This window comes from Sphingobacterium hungaricum, from assembly GCF_015210005.1.
In the GTDB taxonomy this organism is placed as follows: Bacteria; Bacteroidota; Bacteroidia; order Sphingobacteriales; family Sphingobacteriaceae; genus Sphingobacterium; species Sphingobacterium hungaricum.
This window is the reverse complement of the sequence record NZ_MU158698.1, coordinates 3,131,440-3,154,236: the sequence shown is the minus strand read 5'-3', so window position 1 is coordinate 3,154,236 and position 22,797 is coordinate 3,131,440. Positions and strand designations below refer to the sequence as shown.

At 37.2% G+C, this 22,797-nt stretch carries 22 protein-coding genes; 7 read left to right on the top strand and 15 right to left on the bottom strand.

Annotated elements, in window-relative coordinates; genetic code table 11:
* Both C4F49_RS16995 and C4F49_RS16990 read left to right on the top strand, forming a co-directional pair.
* A complete protein-coding gene (locus tag C4F49_RS16995) occupies positions 1-975 on the top strand; it encodes an NAD(P)H-quinone oxidoreductase (RefSeq protein WP_196937030.1) in 975 nt (324 codons plus the stop codon).
* Between the two features lie 66 nt (positions 976-1,041).
* On the top strand, positions 1,042-3,330 hold the full coding sequence (locus C4F49_RS16990) for a GH92 family glycosyl hydrolase (protein WP_231388351.1): 2,289 nt from the start codon (positions 1,042-1,044) through the stop codon (positions 3,328-3,330).
* 376 nt (positions 3,331-3,706) lie between these two features.
* On the opposite strand, the gene C4F49_RS16985 is transcribed toward C4F49_RS16990, so the two are convergent.
* Together C4F49_RS16985 and C4F49_RS16980 are read right to left on the bottom strand one after the other, a co-directional pair.
* Complete coding sequence (locus tag C4F49_RS16985) at positions 3,707-5,230, bottom strand: glycoside hydrolase family 76 protein (protein WP_196937029.1); 1,524 nt, start codon at positions 5,228-5,230, stop codon at positions 3,707-3,709.
* An 11-nt stretch (positions 5,231-5,241) separates the two neighbouring features.
* The gene (locus C4F49_RS16980; protein WP_196937028.1) at positions 5,242-6,564 is read right to left on the bottom strand and encodes a LamG-like jellyroll fold domain-containing protein; all 1,323 of its coding nucleotides are present in this window, start codon (positions 6,562-6,564) and stop codon (positions 5,242-5,244) included.
* A 215-nt stretch (positions 6,565-6,779) separates the two neighbouring features.
* On the opposite strand from C4F49_RS16980, the gene C4F49_RS16975 reads away from it, so the two are divergent.
* From C4F49_RS16975 to C4F49_RS16965, 3 genes are all read left to right on the top strand, one after another.
* Positions 6,780-7,451, top strand: a complete 672-nt coding sequence (locus C4F49_RS16975) for a class I SAM-dependent methyltransferase (RefSeq protein ID WP_196937027.1) — start codon at positions 6,780-6,782, stop codon at positions 7,449-7,451.
* Between the two features lies 1 nt (position 7,452).
* Positions 7,453-7,989 (top strand): MepB family protein, encoded by a 537-nt coding sequence (locus C4F49_RS16970; RefSeq protein WP_196937026.1) that lies wholly within the window; start codon positions 7,453-7,455, stop codon positions 7,987-7,989.
* Positions 7,990-8,123: 134 nt separating this feature from the next.
* On the top strand, positions 8,124-9,041 hold the full coding sequence (locus tag C4F49_RS16965) for an NAD(P)/FAD-dependent oxidoreductase (RefSeq protein WP_196937025.1): 918 nt from the start codon (positions 8,124-8,126) through the stop codon (positions 9,039-9,041).
* 239 nt (positions 9,042-9,280) lie between these two features.
* On the opposite strand, the gene C4F49_RS16960 is transcribed toward C4F49_RS16965, so the two are convergent.
* Both C4F49_RS16960 and C4F49_RS16955 read right to left on the bottom strand, forming a co-directional pair.
* Complete coding sequence (locus tag C4F49_RS16960; RefSeq protein ID WP_196937024.1) at positions 9,281-9,472, bottom strand: type II toxin-antitoxin system antitoxin; 192 nt, start codon at positions 9,470-9,472, stop codon at positions 9,281-9,283.
* 10 nt (positions 9,473-9,482) lie between these two features.
* Positions 9,483-10,370: an SPFH domain-containing protein gene (locus C4F49_RS16955; RefSeq protein WP_196937023.1), complete on the bottom strand. Its 888-nt coding sequence runs from the start codon at positions 10,368-10,370 to the stop codon at positions 9,483-9,485.
* 313 nt (positions 10,371-10,683) lie between these two features.
* Between C4F49_RS16955 and C4F49_RS16950 the strand changes: the two genes are divergently transcribed.
* Complete coding sequence (locus tag C4F49_RS16950; RefSeq protein ID WP_196937022.1) at positions 10,684-11,736, top strand: acyltransferase family protein; 1,053 nt, start codon at positions 10,684-10,686, stop codon at positions 11,734-11,736.
* A gap of 16 nt (positions 11,737-11,752) precedes the next feature.
* Here C4F49_RS16950 and C4F49_RS16945 read toward each other — a convergent pair whose 3' ends face one another.
* The 11 genes from C4F49_RS16945 to C4F49_RS16895 form a co-directional block, all read right to left on the bottom strand.
* Positions 11,753-12,259, bottom strand: coding sequence for a GNAT family N-acetyltransferase (locus tag C4F49_RS16945; RefSeq protein WP_196937021.1), 507 nt, complete (start codon positions 12,257-12,259; stop codon positions 11,753-11,755).
* A gap of 93 nt (positions 12,260-12,352) precedes the next feature.
* Positions 12,353-13,510, bottom strand: coding sequence for a vWA domain-containing protein (locus C4F49_RS16940; RefSeq protein WP_196937020.1), 1,158 nt, complete (start codon positions 13,508-13,510; stop codon positions 12,353-12,355).
* Between the two features lie 126 nt (positions 13,511-13,636).
* Positions 13,637-14,518: a tetratricopeptide repeat protein gene (locus C4F49_RS16935; RefSeq protein ID WP_196937019.1), complete on the bottom strand. Its 882-nt coding sequence runs from the start codon at positions 14,516-14,518 to the stop codon at positions 13,637-13,639.
* 41 nt (positions 14,519-14,559) lie between these two features.
* The gene (locus C4F49_RS16930; protein ID WP_196937018.1) at positions 14,560-15,342 is read right to left on the bottom strand and encodes a hypothetical protein; all 783 of its coding nucleotides are present in this window, start codon (positions 15,340-15,342) and stop codon (positions 14,560-14,562) included.
* 8 nt (positions 15,343-15,350) lie between these two features.
* Entirely contained in the window at positions 15,351-15,881 is a 531-nt protein-coding gene (locus tag C4F49_RS16925) for a hypothetical protein (protein WP_196937017.1), read from the bottom strand.
* 34 nt (positions 15,882-15,915) lie between these two features.
* Positions 15,916-16,482, bottom strand: a complete 567-nt coding sequence (locus C4F49_RS16920) for a DUF4256 domain-containing protein (RefSeq protein WP_196937016.1) — start codon at positions 16,480-16,482, stop codon at positions 15,916-15,918.
* A gap of 132 nt (positions 16,483-16,614) precedes the next feature.
* Entirely contained in the window at positions 16,615-18,231 is a 1,617-nt protein-coding gene (locus C4F49_RS16915; RefSeq protein ID WP_196937015.1) for a DUF4139 domain-containing protein, read from the bottom strand.
* 97 nt (positions 18,232-18,328) lie between these two features.
* Positions 18,329-19,036 (bottom strand): SIMPL domain-containing protein, encoded by a 708-nt coding sequence (locus C4F49_RS16910; RefSeq protein WP_196937014.1) that lies wholly within the window; start codon positions 19,034-19,036, stop codon positions 18,329-18,331.
* A 110-nt stretch (positions 19,037-19,146) separates the two neighbouring features.
* Positions 19,147-19,830, bottom strand: coding sequence for a hypothetical protein (locus tag C4F49_RS16905; protein ID WP_196937013.1), 684 nt, complete (start codon positions 19,828-19,830; stop codon positions 19,147-19,149).
* Between the two features lie 241 nt (positions 19,831-20,071).
* The gene (locus C4F49_RS16900; RefSeq protein ID WP_196937012.1) at positions 20,072-20,533 is read right to left on the bottom strand and encodes a hypothetical protein; all 462 of its coding nucleotides are present in this window, start codon (positions 20,531-20,533) and stop codon (positions 20,072-20,074) included.
* A 270-nt stretch (positions 20,534-20,803) separates the two neighbouring features.
* Positions 20,804-21,475 carry a YiiX family permuted papain-like enzyme gene (locus tag C4F49_RS16895; RefSeq protein ID WP_196937011.1) on the bottom strand — a complete coding sequence of 224 codons (672 nt, stop codon included), beginning with the start codon at positions 21,473-21,475 and terminating at the stop codon, positions 20,804-20,806.
* Positions 21,476-21,870: 395 nt separating this feature from the next.
* Between C4F49_RS16895 and C4F49_RS16890 the strand changes: the two genes are divergently transcribed.
* A complete protein-coding gene (locus C4F49_RS16890; RefSeq protein ID WP_196937010.1) occupies positions 21,871-22,746 on the top strand; it encodes a DUF808 domain-containing protein in 876 nt (291 codons plus the stop codon).
* The last annotated feature ends 51 nt before the right edge of the window (positions 22,747-22,797 follow it).

The following is a 22,797-nucleotide window of genomic DNA, read 5'->3' as shown; positions in this document are numbered from 1 at the left end:
ATGAAAGCAGTAGTCATATCCAAGTTTGGCGATCCCGAAGTACTAGAAGTCCAAGAACGTGCTATTCCGACCTACGCGGATCATGAAGTCTTGATTCGCGTGCATGCTGCCGGAATCAATAGACCTGACGTGTTTCAGCGAATGGGCAAATACAATGCGCCTGAGGGAACTGTCCAAGATATTCCTGGCTTAGAGATTTCAGGTACAGTGGTGGAAATCGGCCATAACGTAACTGAAGTTTCGGTTGGAGATGAAGTTTTTTCATTATTGAGCGGTGGTGGATATGCAGAATACGCTGTTGTTTCAGCGAGCTTATGTATCCCTAAGCCTACATCCATTTCATTTGAAGAAGCTTGTATATTGCCAGAGACTATTTATACGGTATGGTATAATGTTTTTCAGCGGGGAGGATTGACGGCGTCAGATCATTTTTTGGTTCATGGGGGTGCAGGGGGGATTGGTTCGACTGCAATTCAATTGGCGAATTTGTTTGGCGCTAAAGTTTTTACGACCGTGAGCTCTGAGGAGAAGCAAGAATACTGTATGGAATTAGGTGCTGAGGTTGCTATCAACTATAAGGAAAATGATTTTGAATTAGAATTAAATGCAGCTGAGATTACTTTAATTTTGGATGCATTAGGGGGTGAATACTTCGCTAAAAACATCAATTTATTAGAGCCTGATGGGCGGTTGATTTACATTAATGCATCAATGGGCAATAAGGTGGAATTAAATATCATAAAATTGATGCAAAAGAGGATTCTCATTTCAGGAAGTACGTTGCGCGCTCGTTCTCTGGATTTTAAATCCGCATTGACTCAAGAGATCATCGCGCATGTTTTACCGTTGGTTGAAAGCAAGAAATTTGTTCCTCAACTTTACAAAACGTTTTTGATAAACGAAGTTGGCGAGGCGCATCGCATGATGGAAGAGGGGAATGTTTATGGCAAATTAGCTGTAAAAATTTTGTGCTAAATACTTTTAGCACTTGTTTTATCAATAAATTCTGTTATTTTCGAAGTTCTTATAACCTTCGAGAATATGAACTTAAAAAAGATGATGTCCTTGATTTTGTGTATAACCATATTCACATCTCAAGCACAAATTATTGAAAAAATTGGAAAACCAATTGACTATGTAAGCACATTAGTCGGAACACAATCCACTTATTTACTTTCAAACGGAAATACCTATCCTGCCATTGCAATGCCTTGGGGAATGAATTTCTGGAGTCCTCAGACCGGTAAAATGGGTGATGGATGGATGTATACCTACACTGCTGAAAAGTTAAGAGGTTTCAAACAAACACATCAACCTTCGCCATGGATGAATGATTACGGACAGTTTTCTATCATGCCGATGGTGGGCAAAAAAGAATTTGATCAAGACAAACGAGCAAGTTATTTTTCGCACAAAGCGGAAGTTGCAAAACCTCATTACTATTCGGTTTATTTAGCTGATTATGATGTGACTACGGAAATTACACCAACGGAAAGAGCGGCGTATTTTAGGCTGACTTTCCCGAAAACAAATGAAGCCTACGTTTTATTAGATGCTTTCGATAAAGGTTCTTATGTTGAAGTTATTCCTAGCGAACAAAAAATCATTGGTTACACCACAAAAAACAGCGGTGGCGTGCCTGATAATTTCAAGAACTATTTTGTCTTGAAATTTGACAAGCCTTTTGCGAATGTATCTACTTTTGCAGACTCGGTTCTGACAGCTGATCGCTACGTAATTAAAGCAGACCATGTTGGAGCTTTAGTAGGATTTCAGATTGCCAACAATAAAGACCAAGTATTAGTTAAAGTTGCTTCCTCATTTATCAGCCCGGAGCAGGCAGAACTTAATTTAAAAGAATTGGATGGAACTAATTTCGATGAGCGCGTTGCTAAAGGCGAAGAAATCTGGAATACAGAATTGAAAAAAGTTGAAATTGAAGGCGGTACTGTAGATCAAATCCGCACGTTTTATTCAAGTCTTTATCGTTCATTGTTGTTCCCAAGAATGTTCTATGAAATTGATGCGAATGGACAAGTGATGCATTATTCTCCATACAATGGAAAGGTTTTGCCTGGCTACATGTTTACAGATACAGGATTTTGGGACACATTTAGGTCTTTGTTTCCGTTCTTAAATCTAATGTATCCTGAAGTCAGCGTCAAAATGCAAGAAGGATTGGCAAATGCTTACCGTGAAAGTGGCTGGTTGCCAGAATGGGCAAGCCCTGGATTGCGCAATGTCATGGTTGGAAATAATTCCGCTTCTGTAGTAGCCGACGCGTGGATTAAAGGCATCCGTTCAAAAGATATTGAAACATTATATGAAGCAGTGAAGCATGGGGCAAATAATGCAGGCCCATTAACGGCCGTAGGTCGCGCTGGAGCTTCGTATTACAATGAGCTGGGTTACGTTCCGTATGATGTGAAAATCAATGAAAACGCAGCTCGTACGTTAGAATATGCATACGATGATTTTGCAATTTATCAATTGGCTAAATCATTAGGAAAATCCGAAGAAGATCAGACGTTCTACAAAAACAGATCATACAATTATCAAAAACTTTTTGATCCATCAACTGGATTGATGCGCGGCAAGAACCAGGATGGAAAATTCCAATCTCCATTTAATCCATTCAAATGGGGCGATGCATTTACTGAAGGAAATAGCTGGCATTACAGCTGGTCTGTTTTCCAAGATATTGAAGGACTAGCTAAGTTAATGGGTGGACACAAAGCAATGGAAATCAAGTTGGATTCGGTATTTTCTTTACCTCCGATTTTTGATGATTCTTATTACGGGTTCCCAATACATGAAATCCGTGAAATGCAGATTGCAAACATGGGTCAATATGCTCATGGAAACCAACCTATCCAGCACATGATTTACCTGTACAATTATGTTGGTGCGCCTTGGAAAGCACAATATTGGCTTCGTGAAACAATGAACAGAATGTATTCTCCTAACCCAGATGGCTATTGCGGTGATGAAGATAATGGACAAACTTCGGCTTGGTATGTTTTTTCTGCGATAGGGTTTTATCCAGTAACTCCAGCGACAGATGAATACATTGTAGGTTCTCCATTGTTTAAAAAAGCAACGTTGCATTTATCAAATGGTAAGAAGGTAACGATTCAATCGAACAATAATTCGGATGAAAACAGATACATTCAAGCCATGAAATGGAATGGTAAAAATTACACCAAAAACTTTATTAACCACAGCGAGTTAATAAAAGGAACGAATATCGTTTTTGATATGTCAAATACGCCGAATAAGAACAGAGGTGTTTCTAAAGGTGATTTGCCATTCTCTTTGAGTACGCAATAAGAAGTTCTCAACTAATTGAATACGAGGCGTTGTAAAGTCTCCTAAAACAACCCCGATGTGCAATACATAGGGGTTGTTGTTTTATTAGCATGCTCGGCGAGGAGTAAAATCGTATACGAAATTTCGAATTTCCGCGTACGAATAGCGTTATTGAAAAACGCGTGTATTACGGTGTCTAACCAAATAACAGACGGCTCAAACACTGACTGTTGAGATATTAACTGATTCGCAGGTATCAACCTTTCACGCTGGAAACTATTCAGATAATCTAACCTAACATTTTACTGCTCATTAAATAACTATTTCTAAATTGAAAAAGGAGCTGAACCCTTATTTCGGGCAGCTCCTTTAAATACATATTTATATCGGAGGAATATTATTTTTCTTCGATTTCCAGCAGCGCTAGTTGAGACAACATTTCCAAAATAGCACCTTGATGAATCAATTCCCAAGACGTCTGCGTCGTGACTCCTTTGAAGTTTTCATTAATTAGGTTAGAAGATTTGTTCCGTGCTGGGGATAACCAAGCATGGTTCAAGGTCTTCTCGTATGCATTGATGTATTCGCGGTTATTATCTAACAAATAAAGTTCTACGAATCCACGCATCATGATTGCCTGAAACCACACATGGCCAGGTTCCAGTATTTGAAACGACTCATTTAACAAATAGGAACGGAATGGAACAAACCAACGTCCATAAGCTGCTTTAGCCATTTGTTGTGCTGCAGTTAAATATTTTGTTTCTTTCGTTATCGAATATAATAGAGAGGCTGCTTGCAATGGTTGACCCGTATTGTAACTGAATTTGGTTCTATCCGTCACCAAAGCAGAGTTTGGGTTGTTCTCGTCGGAAAGGCGTACGTTGTCGTAAAACAGATAATCATTAGGATCTTGGAAAACTCGAATGCCCCAATCGTACCAATCTTTTGCTTGATCTAGGTATTTGCTGTCTCCCGTCGCATTGTAAAGTGTCAATCCTAATACTGCCGCTGGAAACGTAGAGCAAGTATGTTTTGATTTTTGTCCTTCCTTCCAATAAACGCCACCACCCATTACATCATCGGCTCCAGATAGCACAAACTGCCAAACGATTTTTGCCCGATCCAAGTATTTGCTGTCTTTTGTTAGCTCGTATAAATGGACCATATCCAAACCCACCCAGATGTTATCATCGTAGAAGCGCTCGTCACCTTCACCTGGATAAACCGCATAAGCCTCAGGGCCACCGTCACGCTTGTTTCTGAATTTGTCGATTCCGATAAGTAATCGGTTGTCGTATAACTGCTCAACATCTTTCTTATAGCTAGGAATTGTATAACTTGCTTTTTTAAATGTTGTATATCCTGAGAATGCTCCTCCATGGCCCCAAATTACTGCCGCACCATCCCAATATCCGCTCGACTGTGGAAAATTAGAAGACCAAATGTCTCTAGGCTTTCCATCTAAATAATTTTTTACCAAAGCCTTCATTAGGGTATCGGCACGAGGCAGCCAACTCATTAATTTTTGTCCGATAATGGATTTGCTTACTTTTTCAGATCGTATACCAGCTTTATTTAAAGCGGTTATGCTGACTGTGTGCTCGGAGCTGTTGCTTAGCTGTACAACAATCTTCCCGACTTCAGCGACTTTGCCATCCAATAATTGAACATTTCTATTTCCTTTCCCGTCTGCTTGCTCCAAAATGAATTCTATCTTGTCCAGCATCGCATCGTCGGGGTTTTTCCAGCTGATTTCGATCGTATTTATTTCTGACAGGGTTCTGACGGCAACATTGGAAACAGCCTCAATACTGTTCGGCATATCGTCGACCGGAGTCTCGGTATTTTTTGAACAAGCAGCGTTAAATAAGAGGAATAGAAAAGCGATAAGGTTGATTTTTATAGTTTGTGGTTTCATAGCTATTTTCGTTAAAATGGACAATTGAAAGCAGAAAAAATACTTATGGGTGCATTGACCGCAAGGTAAGACCCTTCTGCCTTAGTGTTGGAAATTATCAAATCTGTTTTGTATTTACCTTTGTTGCTGTCCGGAATCAGGTTGCTATCGGTGCCGATTGAAAAATCCCATTTCGCCAAAAGACCTACAGGTTTATCTTCGGACAACGAACACGATTCATTTTTGAGCTGCTCCGCAGTTCGTGCAACCGTCCAGATTCTAGCTTCAGAAACCATCCCTCTTAACGCACGCCACTCTTGCCCGTTAGCCCTTCCGATCTCAAACCTACCGCCATCATTGCTGGAAGTCAGATCAATCGTCTGGTGGCTAGCTTCGGAACGTCTGACAATCAACGTTTGCTCTAATCCGTCGATGAACAACCTGTATTTTTGGTTGAGTTCGGTTTTTGTTCCGTCGAATACCAATGCAAGGTTCATCCAAGTGTTTAATTTAAAGCTACTTGCCGTTTCCAACATGATTTTATCACCCAGACCTGCAATCTCAATAGGATGCGTCTCCCGGTAATCGTCATTCTTTCCTCGGATTATAAGGTTTCCTTCTAAACCCATAAACGTTTGCAAACCGCGATAGCCCTGCAGGTTGCAGGTCATCTCAAAAGTAGCTTGAGTCAGTTTTTTGACTGACTGGTCAACTACCGCAATGTCTCCAAAGTTTGCGTGTCCAAAATATCTGTCGGAGAAATTCATAGACTTCCTTGGCGCTTCCACCTTGAGGGCTACGTCAACAATCTTGCTCTTTGCATCTGTAATCTGAATTATCCCAGATCCTTGCGCCCTCGCTGTTAGATAAATTTTGTTACCTGCATGAGTCAAGTCGACCAAACTGGGTTCGTTAATCGTTACTTTGTAAGGCGCTTCACCATGCGACACTGTTAGGGTATCCTTAAACAGAATCTGAGAAATAGTAAGATTGCTTTTATTTACTACGAGTTGTTCATAAGAACTAATTGTAACCTCTATTTCTACTCGGTTATAGTTTGCGTCTGAAATATAGACTTTAGCTTCTGCATCACCGTCGATTTCTCCAGCCTCTAAAACGACTTCATCGTTAGTAATACTCGCTTTTAAAAGTTCTGGATTGGAAGAGATGGCTTTATAAGTATTGCCTCCGGACTGAATTTTTATGCTGACCGTTTCGCCGGGTTTGAGTTGAACAGTTTGTTTTTCTAAGACGAGGTTAGGAATAGGGTCAGACTTTTCTGAACAAGAATTTAGGGTAACGCCCAAAAATAAGCAAATAGGCACTAACCATCGAAAAATGGAATAGGATCTCATAAAATTTTTAGTAGTTTGGTTTATTAAGTTTATAAAACGATTTAGCTAATATATCATAAAAAAAATAAAATACGAAATGCTTGGGTAAAAATTTGATAAATAGCATTATAGAAATTGAAAATTGGACATCATACACATTTTTATGCAGGCATGCGGACTCTCTGTTTTGATAGGTAAATTTGGAATATAGCTTTCATTTAAGCTAAATTTACTTCATGGATAATCAATCTAAAGAAAAACTTCAAGCTATTGCTTCGCAATTAGCACGTCCGCAAGGTGAGAAGGGAATTGAGATTGGTCAGATGATGAACGAAACCAATATTGGAATGACTTTATCGGCTATCGAATCCCTTAATTTGGCATCCGAGGATCGAATTCTCGAACTTGGACATGGAAACTGCGGACATTTAAAAGTGTTATTGAGCAAAGCTGATAAACTCCGATATACCGGATTAGAAATTTCCGACACCATGCAGCAACAAGCTATTGATATGAATAATGAATTGTTCGAAGATTATAAAATCGATTTTCAATTATTCGATGGCAATCAAATTCCATTTAATGAGAATAGTTTTTCAAAGATATTTACTGTTAATACACTATATTTTTGGCAGGAACCACTTTCGTTTTTAAAGGAGATTTACCGGGTACTTGGTACAAATGGTTTGTTCGCATTGGTTTTTGCTCAAAAGGAGTTTATGGCCTCATTGCCTTTTACGGAACATGGATTTCAGTTATACGATTCGTCTAGCGTGGAAAATTTGCTGAATCAAACAGAATTTAATACCGTGTCGGTTACGGATTATTCAGAATGGGTAAAAAGCAAGACGGGAGAACAGGTACAGAGAATGTATACAGTGTTTCTTCTCTCAAAAAATCAGAACTAATATGCCATCAGATTCAAGGAATGACTGGTTTGAAGAATTGAAACTAGCCAACGCACAGCTTTATGCTAAACTCAATCTCGACTTGAATAATTTTAAGATTCAAAAAGAGAGTAGGGAATACCATGCCGCTACATTTAACCTCGATGATCGGAAAATAACCTATCGGACTTCTAAAATAACTCCTACGAAAGTAGGGCAGTTTGTAACTTGCTGGAAAAGAAATTCGCTTGGAATTACCGTACCTTTTCATCAAAACGATGCATTTGACTTTTTGATTATTTCCTGTCGGAATGAAGGTAAGTTTGCACAATTTATTTTCTCTAAAAGCTGTTTGATAGAACATGCTATTGTGTCAAATCCAAACAAAAAAGGAAAGCGAGGTTTTCGATTGTATCCAATATGGGATTGCCCAACAAATAAGCAAGCCGTAAAAACCCAAAAATGGCAGTTGCCCAATTTTGTTCAGATTCACCCTACGATAGAAGTCAATCAGTTCAGTCATTTATTTGAACCTAAGCCCAATATCCATTCCAGTTAGTATTGCATTTTACTAAAATGTAATGATAAAGTAAATCTACGATTTTATTTATTGCAACTTTATTGCAATTGCGATTTATTTAGTAGCTTTGGTTCAAAGAAATTAATAATAGGCAGTAAACTAGAACTAAATCGATGTTAAATAAAGAATATGAAGTCATTATAATAGGGGGGAGCTACGCAGGTTTATCCGCTGCGATGGCTTTAGGCCGTTCCTTAAGAAATGTTTTGGTCATTGATGCAGGTTCGCCTTGTAACCAACAGACACCGCATTCACATAATTTTTTAACTCAAGATGGAGAAACTCCAGCAAATATTTACAAGAAAGCATTTGATCAAGTCCGCCAATACAAGACTATCGATTTTTTAGAGGATTTCGCAACAGAAGCTTCAAAGACCGATACAGGTTTTACTGTCCGCACAAAAAATAATCAAACCTTCAGCACGAAAAAGCTTATAATTTCTTCTGGAATAAAAGACCAAATGCCAGACATCGATGGATTTTCTTCATCCTGGGGAATTTCAGTTATTCATTGTCCGTATTGTCATGGTTACGAATTTAGAAATGAAGCTACCGGAATTTTTGCGAATGGGGAAGAAGCAATGCATTACGTAAAGTTATTAAGTCAACTGACAAATAAGTTGAGCATTTTTACGAATGGTCCTGCTTTATTTACTGAAGAACAAAAAGTTGTATTCAATCAAAAAGGAATTGCCGTCATCGAAACTCCGATAAAGAAAATCAACCATCAAAACGGATATCTAAATTCTGTACAATTAGCTGATGGACAAGAACATAAACTGAAAGCACTATACGCTCGATTGCCATTTAAACAACATTCAGCTATTCCTGAGCAACTCGGCTGTACCTTTTCGAAAAATGGTTTCGTAGAAGTTAGTCCAATGCAAGAAACGTCAGTAGAAGGTGTTTTTGCTTGTGGAGACAATTCGAATCCTATGCGTTCGGTCGCGAATGCAGTTTACACGGGGAATTTTGCGGGCGCGAGTGTGAATAGCAAGTTAGCCGAAGAATCTTTTAATCGCGTAAAATAAGTTGATGTTATAATTTGTTTTGTTTTAAGACGCTGGAGAAATCCAGCGTCTTTTTTATTTAAAATTTGGCTTTAGAAAAGAATAACCCTTCATGCCTTGAATCTGTTCCATATCCAAAATCACTCAGCCAACAATTTCTGAGATGCACAGCTTGTCGCTATTCATCAGTAAACTCAATACTACGAAGAGCGTTCCTGTGAATGTTTCGCGTTAGATGATCGAAATCATCGATTCGAATATTATTTCTTTGGCTTCTCTTTTTTCTTTCTCCCAGATTTCGCTAAAGACTCATTTAGAAGATATTCAATTTGTCCATTAACACTGCGAAATTCATCGTTCGCCCAGGCTTCCAAAAGTTTGAATGTCTGTTCATCAATGCGCAAAACGAAATTTTTCTTGCCTGAAGTTTTTTGAGTTTCTTTATCACTCATTGCTTCAATTTTAGTTGTATAAAGTTCCTGTGTTCAATACCGGCTGTGCTGATTTTTCACCACAAAGTACGACCATCAAATTGGTGACCATTGCTGCTTTGCGTTCATCGTCTAATTCAACAATGTTATCGGCCGATAGCTTTTTTAATGCCATGTCAACCATTCCAACAGCGCCTTCAACGATCTTTGCACGCGCAGCAACAATCGCTGTCGCTTGCTGTCTCTGAAGCATCGCTCCAGCAATTTCTGACGCATAAGCCAAATGGGAAATTCTAGCTTCTTGGATTATAATTCCAGCTTTAACAAGTCGATCCGTCAGCTCTTGTTCCAGAATGGAGTTGATTTTTTCTCCGCCTTCTCTTAATGTAATCGTTGCATGCTCATCTTCCAAATTGTCATAAGGAAAACTCATTGCTAAGTGCCTAACAGCGGCCTCGCTTTGCATTCTGACAAATTCCGTGTAGCGCTCAACATCATATGCAGCTTTATAAGTGTCACCAACTTTCCAGACAATGACGACAGCAATTTCAATTGGGTTACCCATTTTATCATTTACTTTCAATGTTTGGCCTTGAAGGTTTTCAGATCGTAGAGAAATCTTTTGGGAAGAATAAAGCGGATTGATAAAAAACAAACCGTTGTCTTTTACCGAACCTACATATTTTCCGAAAAAGTTCAATACCCTGGAATGATTTGGCTGAATAATCATCAAGCCCTTGATAAAGAAAACAAACGCAATAAAGCACAAAGCCGAAAGGATAATGTAGGTGAAATTTTGATTGTTCTCTATTTCTTGAACCCCATTTATACAAAAATAAACAGAAGCGCAAAAAAGAACCAAGCACAAAACCAATGCTAGATATCCCGATAAAGGATTTAAGATTTTTTCAGTTTTCATAATATAAATTTTGATATTAAATTGATATCATAAAGATATGTTATTTTTTCGAATTTCAAAATAAGATTAAAAAAAATCGGTTAATCGACCGACAAAAGTTCTAGGTAAGTACAAGCATCGCAATTGCTTAGAAAATTATATACATAATTCTAGTTTGTAGCTGTTGTGAAATCCCATGATAAGTGAGGTTGACTATATGTTTGCTAGGAATTACTTATTATCTATAGATCCCATCAATAGTTTGGTTTTTGAAAATCCATAATCTTCCCTATCTTACCAAGCAATTCTAAATACTATATATTAATTACTAATAATGTCTTCAAAGAAACATTTTGTTGTTTTGGATGGATTGAGAGGGGTGGCCGCTCTAGCAGTTCTAATTTTTCATTTTGCAGAAATAATTTTTCCTGATTTGGCAGATAATTTTATCGCACATGGATTTTTAGCGGTGGATTTTTTCTTCTGCTTGTCTGGTGTTGTAATTGCTTATGCTTATCAAAATCGAATAGCGAATATGGGCATAGGAGATTTTCTGGTCGGACGCTTGATACGCTTGCATCCGCTGGTTGTGTTAGGTAGCCTATTGGGATTGTTTGCCTTTCTTTTCGACCCTATTGCTAGCTATCAAGCAAGCTATTCATTTGGAGAGAAGTTTGTGATTTTTATGGCTTCAATCTTAATGATTCCATACCCAGTAATGGAAGAGCGTTATTTCAATCTTTTTAGCCTGAATGCACCAGCATGGTCGCTGTTTTGGGAATATGTGATTAATATATTTTATGTTTTGGTCCTTTTTAGGTTATCAAGATATAGCTTGATGGCTCTACTGCTAATCGCATCCGGAATTTTAGCCTACGTCAGTTATAGTTCAGGTAATCTTCTAGGAGGTTGGAATGGCGAAACTTTTTGGCATGGAGGCGCACGCGTGCTCTATTCCTTTACTGCTGGGATGATTCTGTTCCGTTTTAATTGGATTATCCAAAACAAACTTGGATTTATTGGATTGAGTGTCTTGCTTGTATTGGCTTTTATTCTTCCATACAACGAATGGAGTTGGGCGACGGAATTGCTGATTGTGCTATTCTATTTCCCTTTATTGGTTTCCTTAGGCGCGGGAACCTTAATATCCCAAAGCCTGAAATCGATATGTGAATTTTCTGGAAATATTTCCTATCCATTGTACACGACTCATTATTGCGTGATGTGGCTTTTCGGGGGATACTATGCAAGCTATGCGCCATCGGGAATTACTCTTATAGGCGTAGTAGTTATAGGAGTTATACTCTTAATATCATTGGCTTACTTCGCATTTCGATTTTATGATTTGCCGCTACGAAAGTATTTAAACGCGAAGCGATCTGTTTGATCGATTTTGCAATCAATTATATACTGATTCTTTTTCCTAAGATCATTAAACTTTTTTCTTGGCCGTCAAGAAGCGCGATGTTAGGTAGGAGGGCCCAATCTTCAAATCCAAAGGATTTGAAAAGCCTAATACTTGCTTGATTGTGAGCGAAAATAAATCCTAGCAAAGTTTTTATGCCCATCTCTTTTGCCTGTTCGATTGAATACGATAACATCGTCTTCCCCAATCCCTGACCTCTAAAATCTTCATCGAGGTAAATGCTGATTTCTACTGTCGCATCATAAGCTGGCCTTCCGTAAAAAGATTGAAAGCTTATCCAGCCGACGATTTGGTTTTCCTGATTTTCAGCAACCCAAAGCGGACGCTTTTCTGCATTATGTTCATCAAACCAGCGCTGTCTGTCGCTTACAGCAACAGGCTCTACATCTGCAGTAACTAATCTCGAAGGGATAGTGGAATTGTAAATCTCAACGATTTTAGCCAAATCGCTTTGGATTGCATTTCTATATGTTAAACGAATCATTTTATCAAATGCCTGCCTTGTGGTACCGGCGTGCAAATATAGAATTTTGAAGAAATAGTTGAAATGTATTTCTTCAAAATTCTTTAAACAGTCTTATTGCGCATATTTATTGATTAGTCGAACCATTAAATTATTTAAGAATTCAACTTCATATTGACCAACAGTAGGTTCCAAATGTTCGTTCCCGACTCCGCTATGATTCGTAATAAACACATAGGTTCCGTTTGTCGTTAAGGAAAAGAATCTCATCAGAAATTCAGTTTTCTTATCAATTCCGCTGGCGGCAATTGGAATGATTTTGATTCCTTTTTCGGTTGCTTTTCCGATTGAGCGATGTAAATCCTGAATAATTTCCGGTTGGTAATGAGGCGGAGCATCTAACAACAAGAACAGCAACCTTGTTCTGGCATTCGTTGACCATTGCAATTCATTCAAGGCTTTATCCAATGCGGAATGAACGGCTTCTGGTGTGTCTCCGCCGCCAGCGGCCGATTGGCCAGCGATAAAATTAGTCGTTATTCTATTGTCATTCGTGAATCCAGAAACTCGAGTTACATAATCATCACCCGCGTCTCGATAGAAAACCGACGAAGTGTATACGCTCGCCTTTGGATTGGCCGTCTTTACTCTTGAAATAACATCCAATAATTCAGTTTTCAAATATTCTAATTCATCGCCCATGGAACCGGTTGCGTCAACAACAAACGAAATTTCAATTTTATTATCTACTGCCGTTTCGGGCATGATGATTTTATTCACTTCTTGACTATAAGGCTTAACCGTTGTCACTATCTTAGCACCATTATTTACTTGAATAGACAATTTTGAGAAATCTAACTCATTGTTGCTTTGAAGAAGATTTGGCCATAATTCAGCATTGCCGAAATTATCCGTTCGTGCTGTGAATAAGGTTGTCCCGTTATTTTTTAATTGAACGACAGCGTTGATAACTGGCTTAGTTCCATCGCTTGTGATGTTGACAGAAATTCTATTGGTATTAAAAAATGACCAATAAGCAGGAAAATCTTTGAAATCCTCTGAACTGATAATGGATTCCCAAAATTTCCAATTATTCAAATCATTCCATTCTCCAGCCGTAATTACTCCTGGCTGATTGTCTCCGGAACCGCCATTGTTGCTATCGCCCAAGTATTCAGCTGAAAGTTCGGGAGAATCGTCGCCGTGTTTGTCACAACTTGTGAATGCTAGACATGCGAAAAAGACTGCGCCTAATACACTGGTTAATTTCATAAGGTTTGGTTTTACTAGTTTAATGTAATAATCAATTATCGAGTAAAACGTATGAAATTTTCTTTCCGCGACAAGCACTGCATATATAATTCAGATTTATATTTCTGAGTCGATTTTTTAGATTGATTATTCGAGTTCTTGAAGCACTTTTTTTGCGTTATTGTTCTCTGGGTTTAATACCAATGATTTTTCATAAGCTTTCTTAGCTTCATCTTTTTTACCGAGGATAAGTAAGCATTCTCCATAGCTGTCAAAAGTATTATATCCTTTAGGATACAATTCTGTATTTAGCTTAAAAATCTTTAAAGCTTCCTCAAGCTTCTTATTATTCATTAACTGGTAGCCAAAATTGTTAATATCCGCTTCATCAACGCTATAGTCTGCAGCTTGCTGTTTTTTAAATTCTTGCTGAATCAATTGGATGGTTTCGTCGATGTTGTTGCTTTGGGCAAAGAATTGGTTAATGGATTTCAGATTCATTTTCCGTTCTTTTTCTTTTTGCTCGGCATAGGTTCCGACCTTATAATACAGCCTTTCAGCATCAGAAATTTTTGTCGCATCCATTTTATACAATTCCCATTTTCCGTCTGCACTAGTTTTTATAAATTGGGTACCGTAAATCTGTGGTTCATTGCGTCGCATCAAATCTCGGTCAACAGCTGCAGCATACCACCATCGATTTAGATTGGAATCCAATTCCAATGCTCTTTTAAAACTGCTTACCGCTAGGGACGAAGCGACGGTATCATTTCCATGTTGCATAACGACGCCTGCATTGAAATAATCTTGAGCAGTGATGACTTTGTTTTCTCTGTAAAAAGCATATACATTCTCGCGACGAATGCTGTCTTCTCGATTCAATACACTCCAATCGATAGTTGCTGAGCCTCTTGCTTTCTGATCCTCATCAGCCATTTTTTGAAGTTCAGCATTATTTTGATTTTGCGCATAACTAGCTTGAGAGATTAGCAGGGTAAAAAGAATTTGAAGGAGAATGTATGCTTTCATGTAAGTATGCGGAAAAAATCGTGTGTTTATCGAATGTTTAATTAAATAGCTATTTGTATATCAATGACTTCAAGCCTATTGGCCTTATCTCTTATCAAAAAAATAGGAAGACTTATATCCATTAATTTTTCACCTTGATTGATTTCTTTAAAATTTAAATTAATCAATATTTGCCCTGTTTTTTCTATTTTGCCTATGGATATATTGTATGATTTGATGTGAGCAGATAGCAAATCCTCCAAACCCATAGCTTCTAAGCCGTCAGGCTCTTCTAAACCCCAAGAATAGCCAGACCATTTGCTATTAAAAAAATTGTCTTCTGAAGATACATCAACAGTTTGTTTAAATGGTATTCTAATTTTGCCGAGAGAAACTATGTTTTTATTCAAGTCAATCTGAATCGAATCAAGTATTTCCATTTTGTTTTGTGAGTCAAAACGAATTATACCATCGGATAATACTATTTCAAGATTTTCAGATGAACGTGAGAATGTATTTTTAGAACTACCTAATTCTAAAAACTCAGTATATTCTTCTAAAGATAACCCGATATTTTCATGATAAGGCATTGGTTCTACTGGAGGAACATCCTTGATATAACTATAATACCAATCTAAATTATCGTTCAATGCAGTTTTTATTTTCTCAGTTAATTCAAGTTGTCGATTCGTTGGGGTATATTCTGCAACATTTGCTAGAACGGTCCCTGCAGAAAACCAATCCTTTAAATCGGTTTGGATGTTAGAGTTTGCACTGCTTTGCGCATAACTAGCTTGAGAGATTAGCAGGGCAAAAAGAATTTGAAGGAAATTATGAAGTTTCATATACAATTCTACTTTGATTTTTGAGGTTCTGTCCAAAACAGTAATATACCAAATTCTTTATCCGCGATTGAATAGGTTGAAGCAAGGTCTTCTTTCGAAATTATTTCAATTTTATCTAAAGAATCTTCATCCACTTCAGAGAGATTTCCTAAATAATTTTCCGTTACCGGTACGCCATTTGAAATGTAAGCAAATTGATGATCTCCACTGTTTTTTGTGTACAAACTATCATATGCAGACGAGGATTTTTTAAACAGACTTACAAGAAAACTTCTTACGAATGCCTTCGTCTTAATATCGAGCACCCCATTTTCACCCTCATTTCCATAAAGCTTAAGCGCTATTGAATCTTTGTAAACTGTTATGGTAGCGATAGAATCTGCTTGATACATTTCAAGATCTTCTATGCTTTTTTTGACGCCATCAACAATTACTAATGGCTTTAAATTCTGCAAACCAGTTTTGGATTCTGACGAATTTTGAGCAAATACATGGTTTAAGAATCCTAAGAATAGGAGTATAAGTAAAAATCTTTTCATGCGAATAGAATTATTGAGCTATTTAGTTAATCAATCAAACCTTTACACTTCCACGAAAGCCTCTCGCAGCATAGTAGGATTCGGCTCCATTGTGATAAATAAAAATATGGTCATAACGTTTATCACCAAAAATCGCCCCTTTGAGTTTGCGGATTGCATCTGGCGTTTTTAGCCAGCTGGACGTCTTCAAATCAAAATCGCCAAGACTTTGTAAATAGCGATACTGCTCTTCGTCGAGCAAGTCAATGCCGATTGTTCTGGCCAGATCGACGGCTGTATTTTGAGGTTTATCTGCTTTGCGGGCTTCCCAAGCCTGACGGTCATAACATAGGCTTCGACGGCCTTTTGGACTTTCTGTAGCACAATCGAAGAATAGGTATTCATCTGATTTCTTGTCATAAGCAACAACATCAGGTTCGCCACCCGTAATTTCCATTTCATGCAAAACCCATAATTTATCTGGATTAGCATCTAGTTTATCTTTTAGCTTTTTCCAATCAGCATTCGGATGACGGTTCTTGTTTTTTTCAAAACGAGCCATCAACGTATTTAATAATTCTTCTTGCTGCTCTGCAGAAAGTTTATTTTGGGATTTTGCCATAACGAAAGTTTACAAATTTTATAAATTATTGCCCTTTAAAATTATAAAATATAATTCAAACCTAAATTACAAAACCTAGTCGATTTAAAATGACGTATAAAGTAAATCGGTATTTCTTGCTATTTGATCACCTCAAAATCCGTTGATGATCATGTCTTTCGGTGAGCGAACTTTATAGCTCACTCTGATTTTTTTTGTTTCAGAAGGAGCGAGGCTAACTTTCCAGTTTAGGAATCCTTTTTCAGCATCCACTTTTGCATTGCTATGTTCTAGTAATTCCACTTTTACGGAATTATCTGTGCTCAATGGAATACGGTCTTGAATTTCAATCGAAATATTTTCTTTTTTATTGTTGCGCAGCACCAAATCATAGGTGACGGTTTTCTCTCTGAAGGAAGAAAGGAATTTTTCCCCGGATTTATCTTGAACATTTTCTCGCTTTATGCTGATCCTGCGCTCGTTTCCTAGTGTAATATTTAGTTCATTATCAGTTTGATTTGGATTGATTTGCGTTTCACCGACATACATGTTTTCAAAAACAATGCTCGCGTTGGCTGTTACAAATCCGTACTGGCTAAAATCTTTGATCTTGGCCAACAGATACGCTTCTGTTGAATAATTTGGCGCAGAGAAATAAGAGTATTCGACAGGAATCTGCTGCTGGTAAAGCGTTATCAAATGATCTTGATTATTGGATAAAACATCGTAGGGAATATCCACAGAGTAGCTCACATTAAGTTCATTTGAATTAATCTCAAATCCTGCCGAACTCACTGTCATACCTGCAGCCCTTCCGCTCAGGTTTGATGAGATAGATTTACTGCTATTTGCTCGTTCTCTTTCAGCAACTACAACTACTTCATCAAGCATTTGGTTCGACTGCGGATATAAGAACCAAGGCTCAACTACCGGTGCACTGTTGTTTTTTGATGCGAAGCCATTTATCAGCGTCAGGCTGACGCCTTTCCAATCTAAACCCGTTGCTTGCTTCACCGACGCTTTAAAGAGAACATCCAGAGGCTCGGATATTTTATTTCCTTTAATCTCGTAAAAGGGTTGCCAGGAAACGTTCAATGCAAGATAATTGATCGAAAGCTGCGTGTTCGACGCGGTGTTGTTCATTATTTTTAAAACAAGGACGCCATTTGCAAATTCCTCTTCTGCATTAATCTTTAAACTGCTTTTTAAGCGGTTTAATTTTTTCTGTAATTCTTCCCCATTCTTTTTGATCGATTCAATTTTAGTGGAAAGTTCAATCCGTTTATTTGTGTAAAATTCTGTCAGCAAAGTTAACTGCTGTACCGAAGATGATGAACTTCCGACAAGTACCGTCTGATTTTTATCCAACAACTCTAATGCTTTCGTATTCGCGTCCAATTCAATCGTTGATTTTGTTATCAAATTTTCAACAATCGTAATGCTGTCTTTGACTTGTTTTAGCTGAGGACTGCTTAAATCCATATCAAAATCTGAAGCGTAATCCTCGGTAAATTGAGAAGATAATATTGTTGTGTGCTTATCGCTGACCGCAATTTGTAATGTTTTTTGGTCAATTTCCTGAGAGATATTCCCAATTACGATTTCCGAAACACCTTTAGGTGCAGAAAAACTAACTGTATTCTGCAATTCAGCTGAATTGCGGTACACATTGACCGCATTTACTTTCGCTTGTGTGTAAATCGGTTTTTGAGCAAAGGATTGTCCAGCAATTAACAAAAGAGCTATGCAAAAGAAATTGAATTTATTCATTGTTGATCAGTTAATTGTAAATACTAAATTGATATGCATTGAAAATCTAATGTACAAAATTAACCAGATGATCAAGGATGAAAGAAATGGAAAAAAGCTAATTTGAAATCTCAAATTCTGTAATTATATTTCGTTTAAATTCAATTACTTCAGGAGAAATCGTAAACCCACGGCCGCCGTAACCTTTTCCATAGGTATCGATACTGCTTCGTGAATAATAATCTTGCGGATTCTCGCTGGTTGTGTTGTTATTCGAAATAAATAATAATTTTCCCAATTTGACATCAGCTCTTGCCGTTAATTTATTGGCGGATTTAAAAGCATCGTCATAAGCCAATAAGTCGGCTTCTCTAAACAGACTATCTGCTTTCGAATGGTTAAACTGTATTTGTGAAATGCTGTTGATTTTGGTTTCCAATAATTTACCAGTCAATTCAGTGAATTTGGTCAAATCATTTAGCACAAAGTCAATGGTCTGTCTCGATTCATAGCCAGCGAATTGATTGCTGTTATTGACATAGCGATACGCTTTATTCGCCGATATGCTGCTCGTCTTGATATCAGTTTCCTTATTTCCAAACCTTGCCAGAATAACCAATACCGAATCGACGGTTTCCTGCGTTTTTCTGACAGCATCCACCATTCTTGGTTCTGTAAATTCAACACTTAAAGTCAATGTGACTATATCAGGCATCATTCTGACTTTTCCTTCTCCCGAAACTCGGATGCGTTTGCTTTCGTCCACATTTGATGAGCAAGAGGAAAACAAAATAAGAGCGGATAAAATAGTTGTTAAGGTTTTCATTTTTTTAAGTTTAACGATAAATGAACAGTGCTGCCTTAATTGTTACTAATTTTTAGGCATATGTAAGGTTGATGCAATGGAATGCTGTTTTCCATAATTTTGTCGGAAATTTATTCGCCAAACTCATTGACCAATTTAATGGCTATGTAAATCTCATGTCGATATTTTGGACTTACGATTTTAACTTCCTTTTCATTTCTGTTTTGGAGATTGATTTTCAGCCCTTTTTTAAAGAAAGTTTCATTCTCTGTTTTGTAGATTTCTTGGTCGGCATCTGTGCATTTTTCGTATTCTTTTTCGATAACAAGCTCACCAGTTGATAAGTTAAAATCTATATTCGTCCAATATTCGCAAGGCTTTCCAGATACACTTGTATATCCGATCAGAATAAAGGCGCCATTTTGATAACGATATTTATCGGTGTGTCCCCATTTCCAGCTGCTGCCTCCATTCTGATCGATCAACAATATGCCATCTTTAATTGCTAGCTGACCAAATGGATCGCCCATCATGCCCCCATCGCGATTTCCATAAAGCGCATTTTTTGATTTTTCCAAAATAGTCCATTGCTTATCCACGAGTTTATAGATGATCAACTCGCGAGGAGTACTTTCTTCGGTTTGTCTATTAATCTTTGTTTCGTAGGCTACTACTAACTCATCCTGCCCATCTTTATCTAAATCGCCTTTTGCCGATTGAATAATGGAATAATTTTCTGGAACGGGAATTTCTTGCGCGAGAATGCTGGAGTTCAACAAAATGAAAATGAATGAAATCAGGCTTAGTTTAATCATAAACAAGTATACTGAATTTGGGTCAGGTTTTAATAGGTGCAGGTTTGATTTTTTTACAAGTTGAGGATGTGTTTTCTGACTACCGTTGGATGTAGTCAGAAAAAAACACAGCCTTCAAATAAAACCCAATCAATACCAAGACAAATGAAAGATTAAATTGTCCCAGCTTTTTTAAAAAAAAATGTTTTATAACAACATTTTTTTAGTTCTGAATATAGAATCGATTCTCCTATAAGAACTATTAAGAATTTTTTATAGCTTCAAGTGTCAGCTTTGCACTTATAGCTTCTAATGTAGCTTCTTCAACTTCATTTAGGGCAATAATTGCCCAATCAATCGAATTTTCAGCATATGCTACCGCATTTTCGTAATCCGCTTCCGCAGATTTCACTTCTCGGTTGTGTTCGTTGTATGCTTTTTTAATTTCTCTTTCTACTTTTTTTGCGGCTGCCTGTGCTTTTAGCTGGGCAATCTTTTCTTGAAATGCGTCCTTACCTTCATTATATTTTGCATCTGCATTCGCTTTTGCAGCATCTGCCTTTGCGACGAATTCGTTTTGCTTTGCTTCAGCCTTTGCTTTTACTTCTGCAATTTCTGCATCAATTTTTTGCTTATTTTCTGATGATGCATGTGCGATTTTATCCTCTACACTTTTTGCTTTTTGAGATAATGAGGCTAATGACTCTGATAATTTTTGTGACATTGTACTAAGTTTATAGTGTTTGCCTACTTTTTAGAACGGTGTTCGGCTTTTCCGTTTTCTAGTTCTAATTTAACTAATTACAAACAACAATACGTTAAACTTATGTTAATCTATTGTAAGTTTTTAATCCTAAAATATACAATATTTAATTTATTATTAATTTCTAAAATTAGTCCAGTTTCATCTCCACATTAGCTTTAATGTAGTGATACTGCTGCATTTGGATAAATGCAGAACTAGAAGTAAATGAAGTATTTATTCTTGAAGAGCCTAATTTTTGCTAATGGTATATAAAAGATCGCTGTTGAACATGGAGATGGGGGAAATCACGGTTTCATTTTTTGGTAAATTATCTCCGTACAGCAATTTGACATACTTTTTTGCCAGATCGCTAGAGAAATCGAAATCCTTCAACTTCTCAAGTTTCCCGATTTCTATATTTGCGGCGCGCTTATAGATTTTCCAAATCAATTCTGAGCAATAGATTTTTGAGTCAGACCAGGCAAACCAAGAGTCATAATCCTTGCCTTCAAATGATTTACCAACTTCTTTTATTTTATTAAGCATAGGTACGGTCAATAGTTGCTCGGCTTCTTTTAGTCTTTTAATAACGTATTTTCCGTCTTTTCCTCGAGCAATCCAATCAGCGAGCAATGTCTTTCCGACAGGCTGAATCGCTTCGAGCACATAAAAACGATTGTTTTCTTTGACCAAGATTCCACAATGCGAATAAATCGAATTGGTGGCCAGCTGAATGGCTGTGCTGAATTCAGATACCGACTCATGAAAGATTAAATCACCTTCTTTTAGTTTGCTCTCGTCAATTTTGGTCGTCGAAATTAAATATCTTATAGAGCTTGCGGATTCAGTAATCGAACCAGCTCCAAAACTTTTGAAAGTAATTAAAGCTAATAAAATAAATACTATGCTGCTTCTTTTCATTGCGTTCAAATGATTAATTGGAATCTATGTAATAACAATTAAAGATAATACAAATCTGATATTTGATAGAGTTAAATTATAGTTAAATATTTTATTTCCAATTTTCGAAGATTATTTTAATCGAAACGGTATACCTCCCGAAACACTTAAATTCCAGATATCCCTTCAGATTGAAGTAAGTTCCTCTGGCGAAATATTGGCAATTAAATCAGTTAGGGTTTGAATGATCTTGAAATTTTTGCGAAACATCTAGATTCGGTATTTAAATCAAAATGGGACACATTTGCAAAAGCGACTTGCCAAAATAATTTTAGGTTAAATTTTATTATTTTTTAATCAAAATTTCATGATAAAATCATACATTCACAGAAAAAATAAGATTAGAAAATTAATATATGGCATCAGGTATTTTTGCAATTTTTGATGATATCGCAGCGTTGATGGACGATGTAGCAATGGCAAGTAAAATTGCTACGCGCAAAACTGCTGGAATTCTAGGAGATGATTTAGCGGTTAACGCAGAGAAAGCTACTGGCTTTTTAGAGTCTCGTGAATTACCCGTTCTTTGGCAAATAACAAAAGGATCATTTATTAATAAATTGATCATTGTGCCCATAGCCTTGTTATTGAATGCTTATTTTTCGGTAATCATACAATACATATTGATTGCAGGTGGTCTGTTTTTGGCTTACGAAGGGGTTGAGAAAATCATTGAATTTATATTTCATAGGGAGAAAAAAGGCGAAGAGGTTATTCAGAAAGTCGCTGAAGAAGGCGTTGATGCCGAGAAAGCGAAAATAAAATCAGCTATCATGACCGATTTTATCCTTTCGGTAGAAATTGTCATTATTGCCTTGAACAGTGCGATTACATCTAGCGATGATTTCATGACTCAGGTTCTCACAGTTTCTGTCGTTGCGATTATTGCTACGGTAGGTGTGTATGGAATTGTTGCTTTAATCGTTCGAATGGACGATTTGGGATATCGACTTATTAAACGTTCGAACGACAAAGGTGTGGTTTCTAAACTAGGACATGGCTTAGTTAAATCCTTGCCTATAGTGATTAAGGTGCTGGCCGTAGTTGGAACAATTGCGCTTCTATTGGTTTCGGGTGGTATTTTTTCTCATAATATTGATTATTTCCACCACTTATTTCCTCAAATTCCTTCAATGCTGAAAGAATTCGCTTTAGGATTGATAATGGGATTAGCAGTGGTCGCTGTGGTGACTTTAATAAAAAAAATGCTTCCGTCTAAAAAGACGACTTAATATAATTAAGTTCTGAAAATAGGTTTCTACTAAAAATTAGAAACCTATTTT

Excerpts from the sequence above, each read along its gene's own strand:
- C4F49_RS16995 (WP_196937030.1), top strand. The coding sequence starts at position 1 with ATGAAAGCAGTAGTCATATCCAAGTTTGGCGATCCCGAAGTACTAGAA.
- C4F49_RS16990 (WP_231388351.1), top strand. The coding sequence starts at position 1,042 with ATGAACTTAAAAAAGATGATGTCCTTGATTTTGTGTATAACCATATTC.
- C4F49_RS16985 (WP_196937029.1), bottom strand. The coding sequence starts at position 5,230 with ATGAAACCACAAACTATAAAAATCAACCTTATCGCTTTTCTATTCCTC.
- C4F49_RS16980 (WP_196937028.1), bottom strand. The coding sequence starts at position 6,564 with ATGAGATCCTATTCCATTTTTCGATGGTTAGTGCCTATTTGCTTATTT.
- C4F49_RS16975 (WP_196937027.1), top strand. The coding sequence starts at position 6,780 with ATGGATAATCAATCTAAAGAAAAACTTCAAGCTATTGCTTCGCAATTA.
- C4F49_RS16970 (WP_196937026.1), top strand. The coding sequence starts at position 7,453 with ATGCCATCAGATTCAAGGAATGACTGGTTTGAAGAATTGAAACTAGCC.
- C4F49_RS16965 (WP_196937025.1), top strand. The coding sequence starts at position 8,124 with ATGTTAAATAAAGAATATGAAGTCATTATAATAGGGGGGAGCTACGCA.
- C4F49_RS16960 (WP_196937024.1), bottom strand. The coding sequence starts at position 9,472 with ATGAGTGATAAAGAAACTCAAAAAACTTCAGGCAAGAAAAATTTCGTT.
- C4F49_RS16955 (WP_196937023.1), bottom strand. The coding sequence starts at position 10,370 with ATGAAAACTGAAAAAATCTTAAATCCTTTATCGGGATATCTAGCATTG.
- C4F49_RS16950 (WP_196937022.1), top strand. The coding sequence starts at position 10,684 with ATGTCTTCAAAGAAACATTTTGTTGTTTTGGATGGATTGAGAGGGGTG.
- C4F49_RS16945 (WP_196937021.1), bottom strand. The coding sequence starts at position 12,259 with ATGATTCGTTTAACATATAGAAATGCAATCCAAAGCGATTTGGCTAAA.
- C4F49_RS16940 (WP_196937020.1), bottom strand. The coding sequence starts at position 13,510 with ATGAAATTAACCAGTGTATTAGGCGCAGTCTTTTTCGCATGTCTAGCA.
- C4F49_RS16935 (WP_196937019.1), bottom strand. The coding sequence starts at position 14,518 with ATGAAAGCATACATTCTCCTTCAAATTCTTTTTACCCTGCTAATCTCT.
- C4F49_RS16930 (WP_196937018.1), bottom strand. The coding sequence starts at position 15,342 with ATGAAACTTCATAATTTCCTTCAAATTCTTTTTGCCCTGCTAATCTCT.
- C4F49_RS16925 (WP_196937017.1), bottom strand. The coding sequence starts at position 15,881 with ATGAAAAGATTTTTACTTATACTCCTATTCTTAGGATTCTTAAACCAT.
- C4F49_RS16920 (WP_196937016.1), bottom strand. The coding sequence starts at position 16,482 with ATGGCAAAATCCCAAAATAAACTTTCTGCAGAGCAGCAAGAAGAATTA.
- C4F49_RS16915 (WP_196937015.1), bottom strand. The coding sequence starts at position 18,231 with ATGAATAAATTCAATTTCTTTTGCATAGCTCTTTTGTTAATTGCTGGA.
- C4F49_RS16910 (WP_196937014.1), bottom strand. The coding sequence starts at position 19,036 with ATGAAAACCTTAACAACTATTTTATCCGCTCTTATTTTGTTTTCCTCT.
- C4F49_RS16905 (WP_196937013.1), bottom strand. The coding sequence starts at position 19,830 with ATGATTAAACTAAGCCTGATTTCATTCATTTTCATTTTGTTGAACTCC.
- C4F49_RS16900 (WP_196937012.1), bottom strand. The coding sequence starts at position 20,533 with ATGTCACAAAAATTATCAGAGTCATTAGCCTCATTATCTCAAAAAGCA.
- C4F49_RS16895 (WP_196937011.1), bottom strand. The coding sequence starts at position 21,475 with ATGAAAAGAAGCAGCATAGTATTTATTTTATTAGCTTTAATTACTTTC.
- C4F49_RS16890 (WP_196937010.1), top strand. The coding sequence starts at position 21,871 with ATGGCATCAGGTATTTTTGCAATTTTTGATGATATCGCAGCGTTGATG.